This is a genomic window from Chitinimonas prasina, from assembly GCF_030160395.1.
GTDB classification, from domain to species: domain Bacteria; phylum Pseudomonadota; class Gammaproteobacteria; order Burkholderiales; family Chitinimonadaceae; genus Chitinimonas; species Chitinimonas prasina.
Window position 1 is genome coordinate 1,282,085 of sequence record NZ_BSOG01000002.1, and the last position, 13,252, is coordinate 1,295,336.

Sequence of the window (13,252 nt, forward strand, 5' to 3'; positions counted from 1 at the left end):
AGCCTGTAAAAACCCGCCGCTTGTCTAAGAGCCTGTTCAATGTCTGTCACAGCCCACCCAGCGCAGCGCAAAGCACCATGGCGGACCAGCAGGTGCCCGGGCCGACGCATCCCCACTTACTTATTTTTCCGGCAAGGGGATGCGCTCTGTCTCGCCAGGCACCTGGGGGAACTCGCCAGCCTGCCATCGTTGCTTGGCTGCCTCGATCCGCTCGCGGCTCGAAGCCACAAAATTCCACCAGATATAGCGTGGGCCATCCAGCGGCTCGCCACCCAATACCAGCAAGCGCGTATCGCTCGTGGCCCTGACACTAACCGTCGCCCCCGGCACCAGCACCGCCAATTGCCCTGGCTGGATGGCAATCCCATCGATCTCCAGGCTGCCGCTGGCCAGATAGACACCTCGCTCGGCATGCTCGGGCGGTATCTCAAAAGTCGCTCCGGCTGCCAGTTCCCCCGCCACATACAAGGTATCGCCATAGGTATGCACGGGCGAAGTCTGACCATAGGCCGTCCCTAGTATCACCCGCAGACTCAAGCCAGGCTCTTCCAACAGCGGCAGCGTGGCCGCCGGGTGGTGCCAAAAGCCCGGCGCCGTGTCCTCATACTCCCTGGGCAGCGCAAACCAGGTCTGCAAGCCGTGCAGCGTCTGGCCCTGGGCGCGTGCCCCGGGTGGCGTGCGCTCCGAATGCACCACACCACTTCCCGCCGTCATCCAGTTCACATCGCCAGGCCGTATCACCTGCACACTGCCCAGGCTGTCGCGGTGCAGTATCTCTCCCTCATACAGATAGGTCACTGTCGCCAAGCCAATATGCGGATGGGGGCGTACGTCCATGCCCTCTCCTGGCGCCTGTGCCGATGGCCCCATATGGTCAAAGAATATAAAAGGCCCTACTGCCTGCTTGGGCAAGGACGGCAGCAGCCGCTTTACGCTGAAACCGCCAAGGTCGCGCTCGTGCGGCTTGAGCAGGTGTTGGATGCTGGACATGCTATTTCCTCGGTATCCGGAACGCCCTGCCGACGCAGCAGGGCGTGAACTCAAAATGCACCGGTACGGAAGTCTTCAACTGCCTGCATGACTTCCTCACGCGTATTCATCACGAATGGCCCCCATTGGGCAATGGGTTCACGCAAGGGCTTGCCGGCTATCAGCAGCAACTTGGCACCGGCCTCGCCCCCCTTGATTCGTACCCCATCGCGCTCGGCACGGGTTTCCAGCACGCCCATTTGCCGGGCCCGCACGGCCTGTGCACGGCCACCCAGCAAGGCAATGCCTTCGTAAGCATAGACAAATCCATTGAAGCCAGCGGGCATTGCCTGTTCAAACTCGGCTTGGGCCGGCAGGTGCAGGTCCAGGTAGAGAGGTTCTGTGTCGTCCTTCTGCACCGCGCCGGCCACACCCCCGCTTTGCCCAGCGATCACCTTGACGGTAACACCCTGCTCCGTCAGCAGCACCGGTATGTCGCCAGCCGGTATATCACGGTAGCCCGGTGTCGTGAGCTTATGCTTGCCCGGCAGGTTCACCCAAAGCTGGAAGCCTTGCATCAGGCCGGCTTCCTGCTCCGGCAGTTCCGAGTGCACGATACCTCGGCCCGCCGTCATCCATTGCACGCCGCCCGCCGTCAGCAGTCCTTCATTGCCCGCATTGTCACGGTGACGCATGCGGCCATTCAGCATATAGGTCACGGTCTCGAAGCCACGATGGGGGTGATCAGGAAAGCCCGCCAGGTAGTCCTGCGGGTCGTCGCTATGGAAGTAGTCCAGCATCAGGAAGGGATCCAGCCGTTGCTGCAGATCCTGAGTCAGCACACGCAGCAGCTTTACCCCTGCGCCATCCGATGTTGGCATGCCATTGACGATGCGTTCAATTTCACGCGAAGCGAAGACAGTAGTAGTCATGGCTAAAATCCTTTCAAGAATTCTGATCATTTACCGATCTTGTGCATGCCATTCTTGACCAATAAATTACCGGTAGATAGCGAAAAAAATGGGTCATATACATCAATATTTTTGATTAACTATTTCTATAGGTCTGTCGCCACTGATAGCAGCCAACGCCAAGAGCTCCCGGGTGCCGGGAATGCTGTCCTCGCAGAGCAGCATGGGCATGGATAGGCCACATGTTAGAATTCGCCCCTGCCATCGGCCAGATTAACCATGAACCTGCTCACGCTAGACACCTCAACCGAATATCTGTCGCTTTGCCTTTTGTACAAGGGCGAGGTGCTGGCGCGCGATTGGCATGCCCAGCAGCGCCATGCCGAACTTACACTGCCCATGATGCAGGCGCTGCTGGCAGACGCGGGCGCCAGCTTCAGCCAGCTGGATGGCCTGGCCTTGTCCATCGGTCCAGGTTCGTTCACCGGCTTGCGCATAGGTTGCGGCATAGTCCAGGGCCTGGCGTTCGGGCTGGATATACCCACCGTCGGTGTCAATACCCTAGCTGCACTGGCAGCGGATACCGATAGCCCGCAGTCCTTGGCCGTACTGGATGCCCGCATGGGCGAGCTGTACCTGGCCGGCTTTACCCGGCAGGGTGATGACTGGGTGGAAAGTGTGGCAACCACGGTCTGCGGCCCGCAGGCCTTGCCCCCGTTGCCCGACGGCAACTGGCTGGGTGTAGGCAGTGGTTTTGCGGTACAGGGCGAGGCATTGGCCCGGCAATATGGTGCGCAACTGGCAGGCGTGGAAGGCTCGCGCTTTCCGCACGCACGCGGCGTACTCAAGCTGGCACAACGGGAGTTCGCTGCTGGCCGCGCCACCAGGGCCGAGCAACTCGAGCTGCTTTATATCCGCGACAAGGTGGCGCTCAAGACCAGTGAGCGGGAGAAGAAAGCCTGAGTGGCTCAGGCCAAGGTTTCTATCAACTCCACCACTTCAGCAGTGTCGATCATATTCAGGTCTATCCGGGCGGCCAGATCGTAGCAGTAGAATTCACGGACGGCATCGAACTGCGATACCCCCAACGATTCAAACGTCGGCTCCAGCGACTTCATTACCACCCGGGCGCGCTCCGCCGCCGTGGTGTCGTTCTGGGCCAGGAACACCCGGCCATCGAGGACAAAACCCGCCTCTACCATGGCGCGTTCGACCACCACCCAAAGCATGCGGCAGACGTCATAAGGCAAGGTGAGGTAGTCCAGATTGACAACGACAGCAATACCTTCAGCACTATTAGTCATGGCCTTGGCCGTCCACAATGATTTGCTGAAATTATGCGCACCAAGCCGTATGCCGGGCGCGTATTTTCAGCGAAAACCGTGTTACTTTTAACGAATATCCCGTGAACTCCGCTACGCCACTGCTTATCCGCCCCCTGGCAGAAACCGATCTGCCCGCCATGGCCGCCATTGAGGCTGCGCTGCAGGCCTTCCCCTGGACTGCTCTGCAATTCATCCAGTCCTACGCAGAGGGACATCGTGGCTGGATAGCCGAGCAGGCCGGCGAGGTGATCGGCTTTGCTGTCACCAGCCAGGTGCTGGACGAGCTGTCCCTGCTTACCTTGGGTGTACGCCAGGATTGCCAGCGTCGTGGCATTGCCCGACAACTGGTCGAGACTGTGGCAGAGCAAGGCAGGGAGGAAGGCGCGGCCGTGATGATACTGGAAGTGCGCAAGAGCAACGCAGCAGCACGCTCGCTGTACCGCAGGCTGGGCTTCGTGGAAAATGGCCTGCGCAAGGGCTATTACCGCGCCGCCGAAGGGCGGGAGGATGCGGTATTGATGGCGCTGATACTGGATGAAGGCGGACGATGAGTGACGGCAGGCGAGAACTGATACTGGAAGAGCTGGGCCTGGCACCCTGCTGGGTACGGCGCGAACTGCTGACTGCCGATCCTGCCGCCGTTGAGACCACTCCGGTTATCGCTGCCCCCCCGCCAAGTGCTGCTATCGATGCCGCGATAGATTCCGTCATCGCGCCAACGCAGACGCTGGGCGGCCGGCCATCGCGCATAGCCCAGGTCATGCCTGCCGAGAAACCGGCCGATGTCCAGGCAACGCAAGCCGTCGCCGTTTCTACAGAACCAGACAAGCGGGCACTGGCTATCGCGCAGTTAGACTGGCCCGCGCTACAAGCCGAAGTGACGGCCTGCACTGCCTGCAGCCTATGCAAGAGCCGCAGCAAGACCGTATTTGGCGTTGGCAAGCCCGATGCCGACTGGCTGGTTGTGGGCGAAGCCCCCGGCGCCGAGGAAGACCGCCAAGGCGAGCCCTTTGTGGGCCAGGCGGGCAAGTTGCTGGATGCCATGCTGGCCAGCGTGGATCGCTCGCGCCAGGAGAACGTGTTTATCCTCAACACGCTCAAATGCCGCCCCCCACAGAACCGCAACCCCCACCCGGACGAACTGGCCCTGTGTGCACCCTTTCTGCACCGCCAGGTTGAACTGATCAAGCCCAAGGTCATCTTTGCCGTCGGCCGCTTCGCTGTGCAGACCCTGCTGGGCCGCGAGGCCAGCATTGCCAGCCTGCGCGGCAAGCTGCATGACTACCGTGGCACCCCGGTGGTGGTGAGCTATCACCCTGCCTATCTGCTGCGCAATATGTCCGACAAGTACAAAGCCTGGCAGGATCTGGTGATGGCCAATAGAACGCTGGAAAAGCACAAAGACTAAGCGCCGCCAGCAAAACCAAGCGTAGCGACCCTGGCTAGTCGTGCCAGTGATTGATAGTACTTAGGGTTTCAGAGAGGTTCCCTCCCTGCAACATGGGCCTCCGTCGCCGCACGCAGTGAAAATCGATACCCATTCGTAGCCCTTGTCCAATCCGGGATGTCGGCAGGCACCATCCAGCACCACCGCCAGGCATACCGATGGGCACCAGGCCGGCGCGCAGACATGCGTCAGCGGTACAACAAATCGGCATCTGCACGCCACTTTGGCAACACCGACTTTTATTCGTCATATTTCCCTACTACATTCCAGCGACCTCAGTGGACTTGCCCGAAAGCAGAATTGCCAAAGCCAGACACGGCGCGCGTAAGACAGCGATGCCCTGTCGGCCGGATCGCTAGCGAGAGATATCCCAGCCGTACCGTATCAAGGCGCAAGCGTAGTTGATGGCAGTCCCCTTCAGTCTGAAGACAGCATCAAAACCCATAAAGGAGGCGGAAATGAAGGTGTATAGGAGAATTGGCTTGCTGTGCCTTGGACTCGCACTGGCCAGCCAGGCAGAAGCAGCCGTCAAGAATGTGCGTATCGTGTGGGAAGCCAACCCAAGCAGCGAAGCCATCATCGGCTTTTCGCGCAGTGGCTCGGCCGGCTCCAGCGGCCAATACGTCAAGTACGGTAGCAGCACCACGGAAAGCAGTTGGCAAAACAGCGCCACTGCCATCAAACGCACCTTCAAGAGTAGCCTGGACAACTACTTTGTCCGACTCACCGGCCTGACCGCCAATACCGAGTACTATTTCCGCGCCTGCGATAGCACCGGCTGCACCGAACCCTACTTCTTCCGCACGGCCCCCAGCGCACCGCAAGGGCTTACCTTCATTGCGGGCGGCGATTCACGTACCAACCGCAGCCAACGCCAGCAGGGCAACCGGCTGGTGCAGAAAGTCCGGCCTCACTTTGTCATGTTCAGTGGCGACTACACCGATAACCATAGCGCCAGCGAGATGGATACCTGGCTCACCGACTGGCTGCTGACCTACACCCCGACAACCATCAACGGCGTGGCTTACAAGCAAGCCTATCCGCTCATCCCCACGGTGGGCAACCACGAGGCATCGGACATGAATTTCATGTGTTCGGTGTTTGGCGTAGATGCCGATCGCAACGGCAGTTGCTCGCTGCGCGACAGCTACTATGCGCTCAATGTCGGCAACCTGTTGCGTATCTATACCCTCAACACCGAGTTCGGCTCCAGCCAGGCCAATGATCGTACGGCCCAGCGCAACTGGCTGAACGGCGACCTGCCGGCCAATGGCACGAGCGCCCAATGGCGCTTGGCTCAGTATCACAAGCCCATGTTCCCGCGCAGCTCGTCCAAGCCAGCAGTGCACCAGATCGCACTGGATTGGGCACAGGTCTTCTACGACTACCGCATGAATCTGGTCAATGAGTCCGACACCCATATCGCCAAGTACACCAAGCCGGTAAGGCCCAACGGCAGCGATTACCAGGAGGTCAGCGCCGGCACAGTCTATATCGGCGAGGGCGCCTGGGGCGCACCAGTGCGCACGGCAGACCGCAGCTCACCCTGGATAGTCGATCAGGGCAGCTTTGCCCACCTGAACGTGATACAGGCGACAGCAAGCAATGTCGATATCCGTACGGTGTACCTATCCAGCGAGCCTAGCACCAGCACGCTGAGCAAAGGGGGCCGCGATGCCGACCCACTGGCCCTGCCAACCGGCTGGAGCCTGTGGGACTCGGCCGCCGTCGGCAATGTCTTCAGCCTCAAGCGGGCCGCCAACAACCTGACCGAGCTGAACGAAAGCACCAGCGTGCCCGGCCAGAGCATCAGCCTGAGCGCCACCCGCGACGTAACCGTCTCCAGCAGCGGCACCCTGCAAAATGGCAACACCGTGCTAGCCGATGGCGACGACGCCGGCAAGCAGTTGCGCGCCCTGCTGGGCTGGGGGCTGACCAGCGTCCCCGCCGGCGCAACAGTGCAGAGCGCCTCGATCAAGCTCAACGTGGTCGATCCATCCAGTGGCAGCTACAACCTCCATGCCATGAACAGCAGCTGGAGCGAAACTACCGCAACCTATGCCCAGACCTCGGGCGGTACGCTGATAGGCAGCGTGGTGCCATCCAGCAACGGCAGCGCCAGCATTACCCTCAATGCCGCTGGCGTGGCCATGGTGCAAGGCTGGCTCAATGGCAGCATGGTCAACCACGGGGTGGTCCTGTCCAGCGGTGGTAGCAGCAATGGGGTGGATTTCAGTTCGCGCGAAAGTGGCAATGCCGCGCAGCTTTTGCTGAACTTCACCGTACCCACCACGCGCTAAACCCCTAGCCTAGCGGTAACGCTATTCGACCTAACGGCCCGCATGCTGACGCATTGCGGGCCTTTCCCCTTAACCGCCATGCCCCTGCACAAACCCCTTACCCGCATCGTCATCCTGCACTGGCTGGCACTGCCCTTGCTGTTCGCCAGCCTGGCCAGCGGCGCGCGCATCCATATCAGCAGCCGCCTGGACGACCTGCTCCCGGGTATTGCTCATTGGCTGCCGCAAGGTGATGTTTATGGCCTGCACCTGCTGCTCGCCTGCTGCTGGCTGGTACTGGCCAGTGCCTATGGCACCCACCTGTGGCTGAACCGCGCAGCTCGCCCATACAGCACGGCGGGTCGGATGGCCCCCTACAACCGTGGATTGATCCAGGCCCTGCGCTGGCTGCTGCTGGCCTTGCTGCTGCTAGGGCTGGCAATCTATCTGGCGGGCAGCGCAGCGGCGGGCGGCTGGCTACTATGGGCCCATCGCTGGCTGGCCTTCACCTTGCTGGCCTGCTTCATCCTGCATATGGTCATGCAGGCCGGCTGGACGCCCTGGACACAGCTACGCGCCATTGTTCTGCCACGGCTGACATGGCAGGCCTGCGTCGTCACGCTGCTGGCGATACTTGGCATCGGCACCGCTACCTGGCTGTTGCGGCCCACTTGGCAGCAGGCCACCACTGCCGTGCTGCCTGTCGGCAGCATCGCCTTGTCCGAGACCATCACCGTCGATGGCGCAAGCACCGAAGCCGCCTGGCAACAGGCAGCCGCCCGCACCGTCGAAACACTGGGCGTAGGCCGCGAACAGGCCGCCATACCGGTGACAGTGCAGGCACTCAGGCAGGGAGAAGTCATGTACTTCCGATTCAGCTGGCCCGACCCCACCCCCAGCCTGCAGCACCTGCCCTTGATCAAGACACCCACAGGCTGGCAGATCAAGCAGCGCGGCCTGAACCAGCACGATGAAACCCTGTACTACGAAGACAAGCTGGCCATCATGTTTGCCAACGATGCCGCAGCGGCAGGCAGCGGCAGCATGCAGTTGGGCCACCAACCGGTACACCGGGCGCCACCACATGCGACGGGCAGGGGCTATCACGCAGCCCAAGGTGGCGGCCTGATCGATGTATGGCACTGGAAAGCCGTCCGCACCCACGGCTTCAACCAGCTGGACGACAGCCATTTCGGCTCGCCCTACCCAGTGGTTCCCGGCGATACCCGCTACACCGCTGGCTACAAATCCGACCCGCTGCAAGCCGGCGGTTACACCGAGAACTGGGCCTGGCCGGGCGAGGGCAACATCCGCCCCAAGCGCCTGCCGCGAGATCCCGCCCTGCTGACGCGCTTCCAGCAGGCCAAAGCAAACGATCCAAGCGTGTACTGGGGTATGTCCTGGTATGAATCCATGCCCTATGACAGCAAGGACGATCACTACCCCGTCGGCACCCTAATGCCTTCGGTACTGTGGAAGACCGTGTTCGAAGGCGACAGGGGCGATGTGCAGGCTGCAGCGCAGTGGCAGCAAGGCCGGTGGACGCTGGAGGCCGCCCGCGGCATCCAATCAGCCTCGCCGTTCGATCTCGATCTGGTGGATGGGCTCTACCTGTGGGTGGCCGTGTTCGACCACGCCCAGATCCGCCATAGCTATCACCTGCGGCCCTTGCGATTGCGCTTCGATTGAGGCCCGCCATGCAACGCCTGCTCCCGCTCCTGGCCTGGTTGGCCTGCACGGCCGCCGCTGCCGACGAATCCCGCTACCAGAAACTGACGTCCCAAGGTACGACGCTGCCGCCCCATCTCGGCCCCTGGGCCTGTATTGTGGACAAGCAGACAGGCTTGGTATGGGAGAACAAGACCGACAACGAAGGCACCCATCTGGATGCCGCCACCTACTCCTGGTTCGATGCCGCCAGTGGCACCGGCAAGGCCAAGTCCGGCAGCTGCATCAATACCAGGCTGCAGGTCATCCCCTGCGATAGTAGCGATCTGATTGCCCAGGCCAGGCGTGAGCGCTGGTGCCAGCGCAGCGACTGGCGCCTGCCCAGCGCGGCAGAACTGCAGGGATTGCTGCTCGATACCGGCTTTATCGGCAATCCACGCATCGCTACCGGCTTCTTCCCGCATACCGGCCGCTTCCCGTACTGGAGCGCCGACTTGCGGCAGAATGCGCGCAATGAGTACGAGGCCAGACTGGTTCACTTCGGCAGCGGCCAGAGCCTGTGGCTACCGACGTCGGCAGCAGCGCGGATACGCCTGGTGGCGGGGCCCAGCCGATAAGCCTTTGGCCTGCCATCGCCCTTGCGCCCGCCAAGCCGCGTAGCACTGCTGTAGACGGCCGCCTAGTTCTGCCCCAGCCCGCCGCTAGGGGATGGATCAAACCCATACGGCAGCACGCCCTCGGCGTAAGGGGCCTCTGCCAGCCACAGATGCGCCGCCAGCAAACCCATTTGCGCCCTTGGGGCAAAACCCGGCGGATACACCGCCCTGCCCTGCTCATCGCACAGCTGCCAGTCACCGCCATGCTGGCGGCAATAGTCCGCCGCCAGGCGCTCACTCATAAAGCAATGCAGGGTATTGGTATCGAAACAGAGCGCAAAAACCATCTGCCAGTCTCCCGCGCCAGTAGGTCTAGCCCCCCAGCGCTGCTTCCAGCACGGCAATAAAACGCGCGTTCTCTTCAGGCAGGCCGATGGAAACGCGCAGGCTGTCTCTCATACCATAGTTCGTCAGCGGCCGAATGATGACCCCTTGTTCCAGCATGTACTGGTTCAACAAGGCCCCGTCGCCGACGTGGAAGGTGATGAAGTTGGCGTGGCTGGGTATAAAGGGGATGCCGAGCCGGATGAATGCCTCGGTCAGCTGTTGCATGCCAGCGGTGTTGATGCGGATGGTCTCTCGCAGGAATTCGGCATCGTCCAGTGCAGCGACAGCCGCTGCTTGGGCAAGGGCGTTGACGTTGAATGGGCGGCGCACCCGGTTCAGCAGCTCGGCCACGGCTGGGCTGGCGATACCAAAACCGATACGCAACCCTGCCAAGCCATAGGCCTTGGAAAGCGTCCTGCAAACCAGCAGATTCGGAAAACGCTGCAACAGCGCCAGGGTATCGCTGCGCTTCTCTGGCGGTAAAAACTCGACATACGCCTCATCCAGCACCACCAGCACCTGCGGCGGGCAGCTTTCCAGAAACTCCAGCACATCGCCTGGCCGGCACAGCGTGCCGGTGGGATTGTTGGGGTTGGCGATGAACACCAGCTTGGTATCGGGCTGGATGGCCGCCAGCATGGCTCCCAGGTCATGGCCATACTCCACGGCCCGAACTTCCAGGCCTCTCGCACCGGCGGCCTGGGTCGCCAGTCTGTAGTAGGCGAACGCATACTGCGAATAGACCACCGTGTCCGCCGGTGTCACGAAGATGCGGGCAGCGAGTTCCAGGATATCGTTGGAGCCGTTTCCCAGTACGATCTGCGACGGCTGCACGGCAAAACGCCGGGCAATGGCGGCCTTGAGCGCATAGCCATTGTCGTCTGGGTAGCGCGTCAGGCCATCCATGGCCAACAGCATGGCCTCGCGCGCCTTGGAGCTGAGGCCTTGCGGATTCTCGTTGGATGCCAGCTTGATGATGCTGGCCGGGTCCAGATTCAGTTCTCGTGCCAGATCAGCGATGGGTTTGCCGCCCTGATAAGGTGCAAGGTCACGGACATGTTGGGGAGCTAGCGGGCTGGATGACATAAGGCTCTCGGCAGACTACTCGTGCAGGATAGTGAGCAGGGGCCAGCGTGCGGCATAACGCTTGTCGGCAATCCGCTGGCGATAGGTTGCGATACTGACATGTGCCGGGTTGCGCCGCACCAGCAGGCCGAACAAATCCTCCAGACCCAGGGGGGCGACAAGCTGCAGCTGGTCGGCATGATCAAGCCAGACACCGACTGCCGTCGCCGTCTCCGGCCAGCTCGCGATGCCCTCCGCCAGACTGGTGATGGGTGCCGTCGGGTGGCCAAAATAACGCTCGAACCAGCAATGCACCTGCGCTTGGTTGCTAACCTCCCACACCAGCGACGGCACGAGCCCGGTCAGCCGAGCCTGCAGGCCGGCATCATGTGCTGTATCGGTGACCGTGGCATCGAAGTAAACCAGGTCCACATCGGACTCAGGCCAGGGTTGCGGCGTGCGGCCATGTGCCGCGTCCCAGACCATATTGCGCACCACCCCGGCCGCCAGGCACCAATCGGGCAGCTCCAGCGTACGTGCGGCGCGCAAGGCCGCCATCAGCCATGGGCTAGCCACCACCAGGGCAAGCAGGCGTGCCGCCAGATCCGGCTGCATGGCTCAACTTTGCGCCAGCGACACCTTGGCCGCCCAGTCACCCTCGGGTGCCTGATGCTGCCGCATCTTGTCCAACAGCTCGGCCGGGTTGTCTGCAACATGGAACAAGGCTAGGTGGCCGGGCTTGATAAAACCCTCCTGCTCAGCGTGGTGTATCCAGGCCAGCAGTGGGTCGAAGTAGGCCGCCACGTTGAGCAAGCCCACGGGCTTGCCATGGATATGCAACTGCGCCCAGGTCAGTATCTCGAACATCTCGTCCAGCGTACCAAAACCCCCCGGCAGGGCGACAAAGCCATCGGAGCGCTCGGCCATCAGCGCCTTACGGGTATGCATGCTGTCGACTTCTATCAGCTCGGTGGAATCCGGGTGCGCCAGCTCCTTGGCCACCATAAAGCCCGGTATCACCCCCACCGTCTCGCCGCCTGCGGCCAATACGGCATCGGCAACAGTACCCATCAGGCCGACTCGGCCCCCACCCCATACCAGCGTCAGATCCTGCTCGGCCAATGTCTGCCCCAGCAGGCCGGCCGCCTCACGATAGGCAGGCCGCTTGCCGAACGATGAACCACAGAATACGCAAACCGACTTCATTTCATGACTCTCTGTCTATTAGGAACCGTGGCGGGCGCACCTGCCGCCACCTTGAAAACCTGCATCCATGAGGCTCATCTGCAGACCAGCCGGCAATACGGGATATGACGGCTGCCTCGGTGGCGCCGCCATTTTGACCAGCCCAATATTGCCGCAGCGTGTGGGCCACCTGTGTGTACCAAGCCTATAGTCTGCCGCGCTAGCCACTACCACGCAGTGCAGCCAGCCATCCGTGCCGGCGGCGTAGATGAGGCAGAGGCCGCTATCCCCTGCCGCCTGTACTTGATATCAGAGCACCGCCACCGGGTAGGCACCCAGCACCTTCACGAAGGCCGCGCGTTCACGTAAGGCATCCAGCGTCTGCTGCACCCGCGCCTCACCGGTATGGCCTTCGATGTCGACAAAGAAGACGTATTCCCACAAGCCGGTACGCGAGGGGCGCGATTCGAACTTGGTCATGGAGACGCCATGCTCGGCCAAGGGGCTCAGCAATTGGTGGACCGCGCCAGGCTTGTTCTGGGCGGACATCACCAGGCTGGTCTTGTCGCGACCACTGGCCGTCGTGTGGTGGTAACCCAGCACCAGGAAGCGGGTAGTGTTATTGGGCTCGTCTTCGATATTCTCGGCCAGCTTGAGCATGCCGAACTTCTCCGCTGCAGCGTCGCCGGCAATGGCGGCACATTGGGTATCCAGACTGGCCAGGCGCGCGGCTTCGGCGTTGGATGACACCGAGATACGTTCCACCTCGGCGGGCAGGTTCTTGTTCAGCCACTCATGGCATTGGGCCAGCGATTGGGCATGCGAATAAACCCGGCGTATGCCGTCAAAGCTGGGGTCCTTGCGCAAGAGGTGGTGGTGGATGCGTAGCACCACCTCCCCACAGACCTGCAAGGGGGTGTTCACCATCAGATCCAGGGTACGGCCCACGGCCCCCTCGGTGGAGTTTTCGACCGGCGCCACCACATAGTCGGCACTGCGCGCCTCTACCACCCGGAATGCTTCGTCTATGCTGGCACAGGCCTGGGTAACGGCAGCATGGCCAAAATGCTTGATGGCGGCAGACTGGCTGAACGTACCCTCGGGGCCCAGATAGGCGATGGTCAGCGGCCGCTCTATGCTGAGGCAGGCCGACATGATCTCGCGGAACAGCTTGGCGACCGATTCGTCCGGCAGCGGCCCCCGATTGGTCGCCTTGATGCGCGACAGCACCTGCGCCTCGCGCTCGGGCCGGTAGACCAGCCCGCCCCCCTTGATCTCGCCTATGGCGCGGGCATGGCTGGCGCGCTCGTTCAGCAGTTCAAGAATGCGGGTATCGAGTGCATCGATGGCGTCGCGGTGGGATTTGAGTTGTTCATCAGACATGCTGCACCTTGGCGAAAGCGCACCAGGCATAGGGTGG

Annotated in this window: 14 protein-coding genes; 6 read left to right on the plus strand and 8 right to left on the minus strand. The window is 61.8% G+C overall.

Going from position 1 to position 13,252, the window contains the following annotated elements; translation table 11 throughout:
• Positions 1 to 120 precede the first annotated feature (120 nt).
• Together QQK16_RS12915 and QQK16_RS12920 are read right to left on the minus strand one after the other, a co-directional pair.
• Positions 121 to 990: a pirin family protein gene (locus QQK16_RS12915; protein WP_284196882.1), complete on the minus strand. Its 870-nt coding sequence runs from the start codon at positions 988 to 990 to the stop codon at positions 121 to 123.
• Positions 991 to 1,040: 50 nt separating this feature from the next.
• Positions 1,041 to 1,901: a pirin family protein gene (locus QQK16_RS12920; RefSeq protein WP_284196883.1), complete on the minus strand. Its 861-nt coding sequence runs from the start codon at positions 1,899 to 1,901 to the stop codon at positions 1,041 to 1,043.
• 258 nt (positions 1,902 to 2,159) lie between these two features.
• Between QQK16_RS12920 and tsaB the strand changes: the two genes are divergently transcribed.
• Positions 2,160 to 2,843: a tRNA (adenosine(37)-N6)-threonylcarbamoyltransferase complex dimerization subunit type 1 TsaB gene (gene tsaB / locus QQK16_RS12925; RefSeq protein ID WP_284196884.1), complete on the plus strand. Its 684-nt coding sequence runs from the start codon at positions 2,160 to 2,162 to the stop codon at positions 2,841 to 2,843.
• 5 nt (positions 2,844 to 2,848) lie between these two features.
• On the opposite strand, the gene QQK16_RS12930 is transcribed toward tsaB, so the two are convergent.
• Complete coding sequence (locus QQK16_RS12930; RefSeq protein ID WP_284196885.1) at positions 2,849 to 3,184, minus strand: hypothetical protein; 336 nt, start codon at positions 3,182 to 3,184, stop codon at positions 2,849 to 2,851.
• Between the two features lie 101 nt (positions 3,185 to 3,285).
• Between QQK16_RS12930 and rimI the strand changes: the two genes are divergently transcribed.
• The 5 genes from rimI to QQK16_RS12955 all read left to right on the plus strand — a co-directional run bounded on the left by rimI (position 3,286) and on the right by QQK16_RS12955 (position 9,216).
• Positions 3,286 to 3,756: a ribosomal protein S18-alanine N-acetyltransferase gene (rimI, locus tag QQK16_RS12935; RefSeq protein ID WP_284196886.1), complete on the plus strand. Its 471-nt coding sequence runs from the start codon at positions 3,286 to 3,288 to the stop codon at positions 3,754 to 3,756.
• Positions 3,753 to 4,613, plus strand: a complete 861-nt coding sequence (locus QQK16_RS12940) for a uracil-DNA glycosylase (protein ID WP_284196887.1) — start codon at positions 3,753 to 3,755, stop codon at positions 4,611 to 4,613. Before rimI ends, QQK16_RS12940 begins: the two co-directional genes overlap by 4 nt.
• A gap of 521 nt (positions 4,614 to 5,134) precedes the next feature.
• Entirely contained in the window at positions 5,135 to 6,952 is a 1,818-nt protein-coding gene (locus QQK16_RS12945; protein ID WP_284196888.1) for a DNRLRE domain-containing protein, read from the plus strand.
• Between the two features lie 78 nt (positions 6,953 to 7,030).
• The gene (locus QQK16_RS12950) at positions 7,031 to 8,620 is read left to right on the plus strand and encodes an ethylbenzene dehydrogenase-related protein (protein WP_284196889.1); all 1,590 of its coding nucleotides are present in this window, start codon (positions 7,031 to 7,033) and stop codon (positions 8,618 to 8,620) included.
• Positions 8,621 to 8,628: 8 nt separating this feature from the next.
• The gene (locus QQK16_RS12955) at positions 8,629 to 9,216 is read left to right on the plus strand and encodes a DUF1566 domain-containing protein (protein WP_284196890.1); all 588 of its coding nucleotides are present in this window, start codon (positions 8,629 to 8,631) and stop codon (positions 9,214 to 9,216) included.
• A 62-nt stretch (positions 9,217 to 9,278) separates the two neighbouring features.
• On the opposite strand, the gene QQK16_RS12960 is transcribed toward QQK16_RS12955, so the two are convergent.
• The 5 genes from QQK16_RS12960 to pheA all read right to left on the minus strand — a co-directional run bounded on the left by QQK16_RS12960 (position 9,279) and on the right by pheA (position 13,215).
• Positions 9,279 to 9,542 carry a hypothetical protein gene (locus tag QQK16_RS12960; protein ID WP_284196891.1) on the minus strand — a complete coding sequence of 88 codons (264 nt, stop codon included), beginning with the start codon at positions 9,540 to 9,542 and terminating at the stop codon, positions 9,279 to 9,281.
• Positions 9,543 to 9,567: 25 nt separating this feature from the next.
• Positions 9,568 to 10,668: a histidinol-phosphate transaminase gene (gene hisC / locus QQK16_RS12965; RefSeq protein WP_284196892.1), complete on the minus strand. Its 1,101-nt coding sequence runs from the start codon at positions 10,666 to 10,668 to the stop codon at positions 9,568 to 9,570.
• A 15-nt stretch (positions 10,669 to 10,683) separates the two neighbouring features.
• Positions 10,684 to 11,262: a nucleotidyltransferase family protein gene (locus QQK16_RS12970; protein ID WP_284196893.1), complete on the minus strand. Its 579-nt coding sequence runs from the start codon at positions 11,260 to 11,262 to the stop codon at positions 10,684 to 10,686.
• Positions 11,263 to 11,265: 3 nt separating this feature from the next.
• Positions 11,266 to 11,853 carry a TIGR00730 family Rossman fold protein gene (locus QQK16_RS12975; RefSeq protein ID WP_284196894.1) on the minus strand — a complete coding sequence of 196 codons (588 nt, stop codon included), beginning with the start codon at positions 11,851 to 11,853 and terminating at the stop codon, positions 11,266 to 11,268.
• 288 nt (positions 11,854 to 12,141) lie between these two features.
• Positions 12,142 to 13,215: a prephenate dehydratase gene (pheA, locus tag QQK16_RS12980; protein WP_284196895.1), complete on the minus strand. Its 1,074-nt coding sequence runs from the start codon at positions 13,213 to 13,215 to the stop codon at positions 12,142 to 12,144.
• Between the last annotated feature and the right edge of the window lie 37 nt (positions 13,216 to 13,252).

What these genes read in the sequence shown, in the direction of transcription:
- QQK16_RS12915 (WP_284196882.1), bottom strand. Translation starts at nt 990, where the DNA reads ATGTCCAGCATCCAACACCTGCTCAAGCCGCACGAGCGCGACCTTGGC.
- QQK16_RS12920 (WP_284196883.1), bottom strand. Translation starts at nt 1,901, where the DNA reads ATGACTACTACTGTCTTCGCTTCGCGTGAAATTGAACGCATCGTCAAT.
- tsaB (WP_284196884.1), top strand. Translation starts at nt 2,160, where the DNA reads ATGAACCTGCTCACGCTAGACACCTCAACCGAATATCTGTCGCTTTGC.
- QQK16_RS12930 (WP_284196885.1), bottom strand. Translation starts at nt 3,184, where the DNA reads ATGACTAATAGTGCTGAAGGTATTGCTGTCGTTGTCAATCTGGACTAC.
- QQK16_RS12940 (WP_284196887.1), top strand. Translation starts at nt 3,753, where the DNA reads ATGAGTGACGGCAGGCGAGAACTGATACTGGAAGAGCTGGGCCTGGCA.
- QQK16_RS12950 (WP_284196889.1), top strand. Translation starts at nt 7,031, where the DNA reads ATGCCCCTGCACAAACCCCTTACCCGCATCGTCATCCTGCACTGGCTG.
- QQK16_RS12955 (WP_284196890.1), top strand. Translation starts at nt 8,629, where the DNA reads ATGCAACGCCTGCTCCCGCTCCTGGCCTGGTTGGCCTGCACGGCCGCC.
- QQK16_RS12960 (WP_284196891.1), bottom strand. Translation starts at nt 9,542, where the DNA reads ATGGTTTTTGCGCTCTGTTTCGATACCAATACCCTGCATTGCTTTATG.
- hisC (WP_284196892.1), bottom strand. Translation starts at nt 10,668, where the DNA reads ATGTCATCCAGCCCGCTAGCTCCCCAACATGTCCGTGACCTTGCACCT.
- QQK16_RS12970 (WP_284196893.1), bottom strand. Translation starts at nt 11,262, where the DNA reads ATGCAGCCGGATCTGGCGGCACGCCTGCTTGCCCTGGTGGTGGCTAGC.
- QQK16_RS12975 (WP_284196894.1), bottom strand. Translation starts at nt 11,853, where the DNA reads ATGAAGTCGGTTTGCGTATTCTGTGGTTCATCGTTCGGCAAGCGGCCT.
- pheA (WP_284196895.1), bottom strand. Translation starts at nt 13,215, where the DNA reads ATGTCTGATGAACAACTCAAATCCCACCGCGACGCCATCGATGCACTC.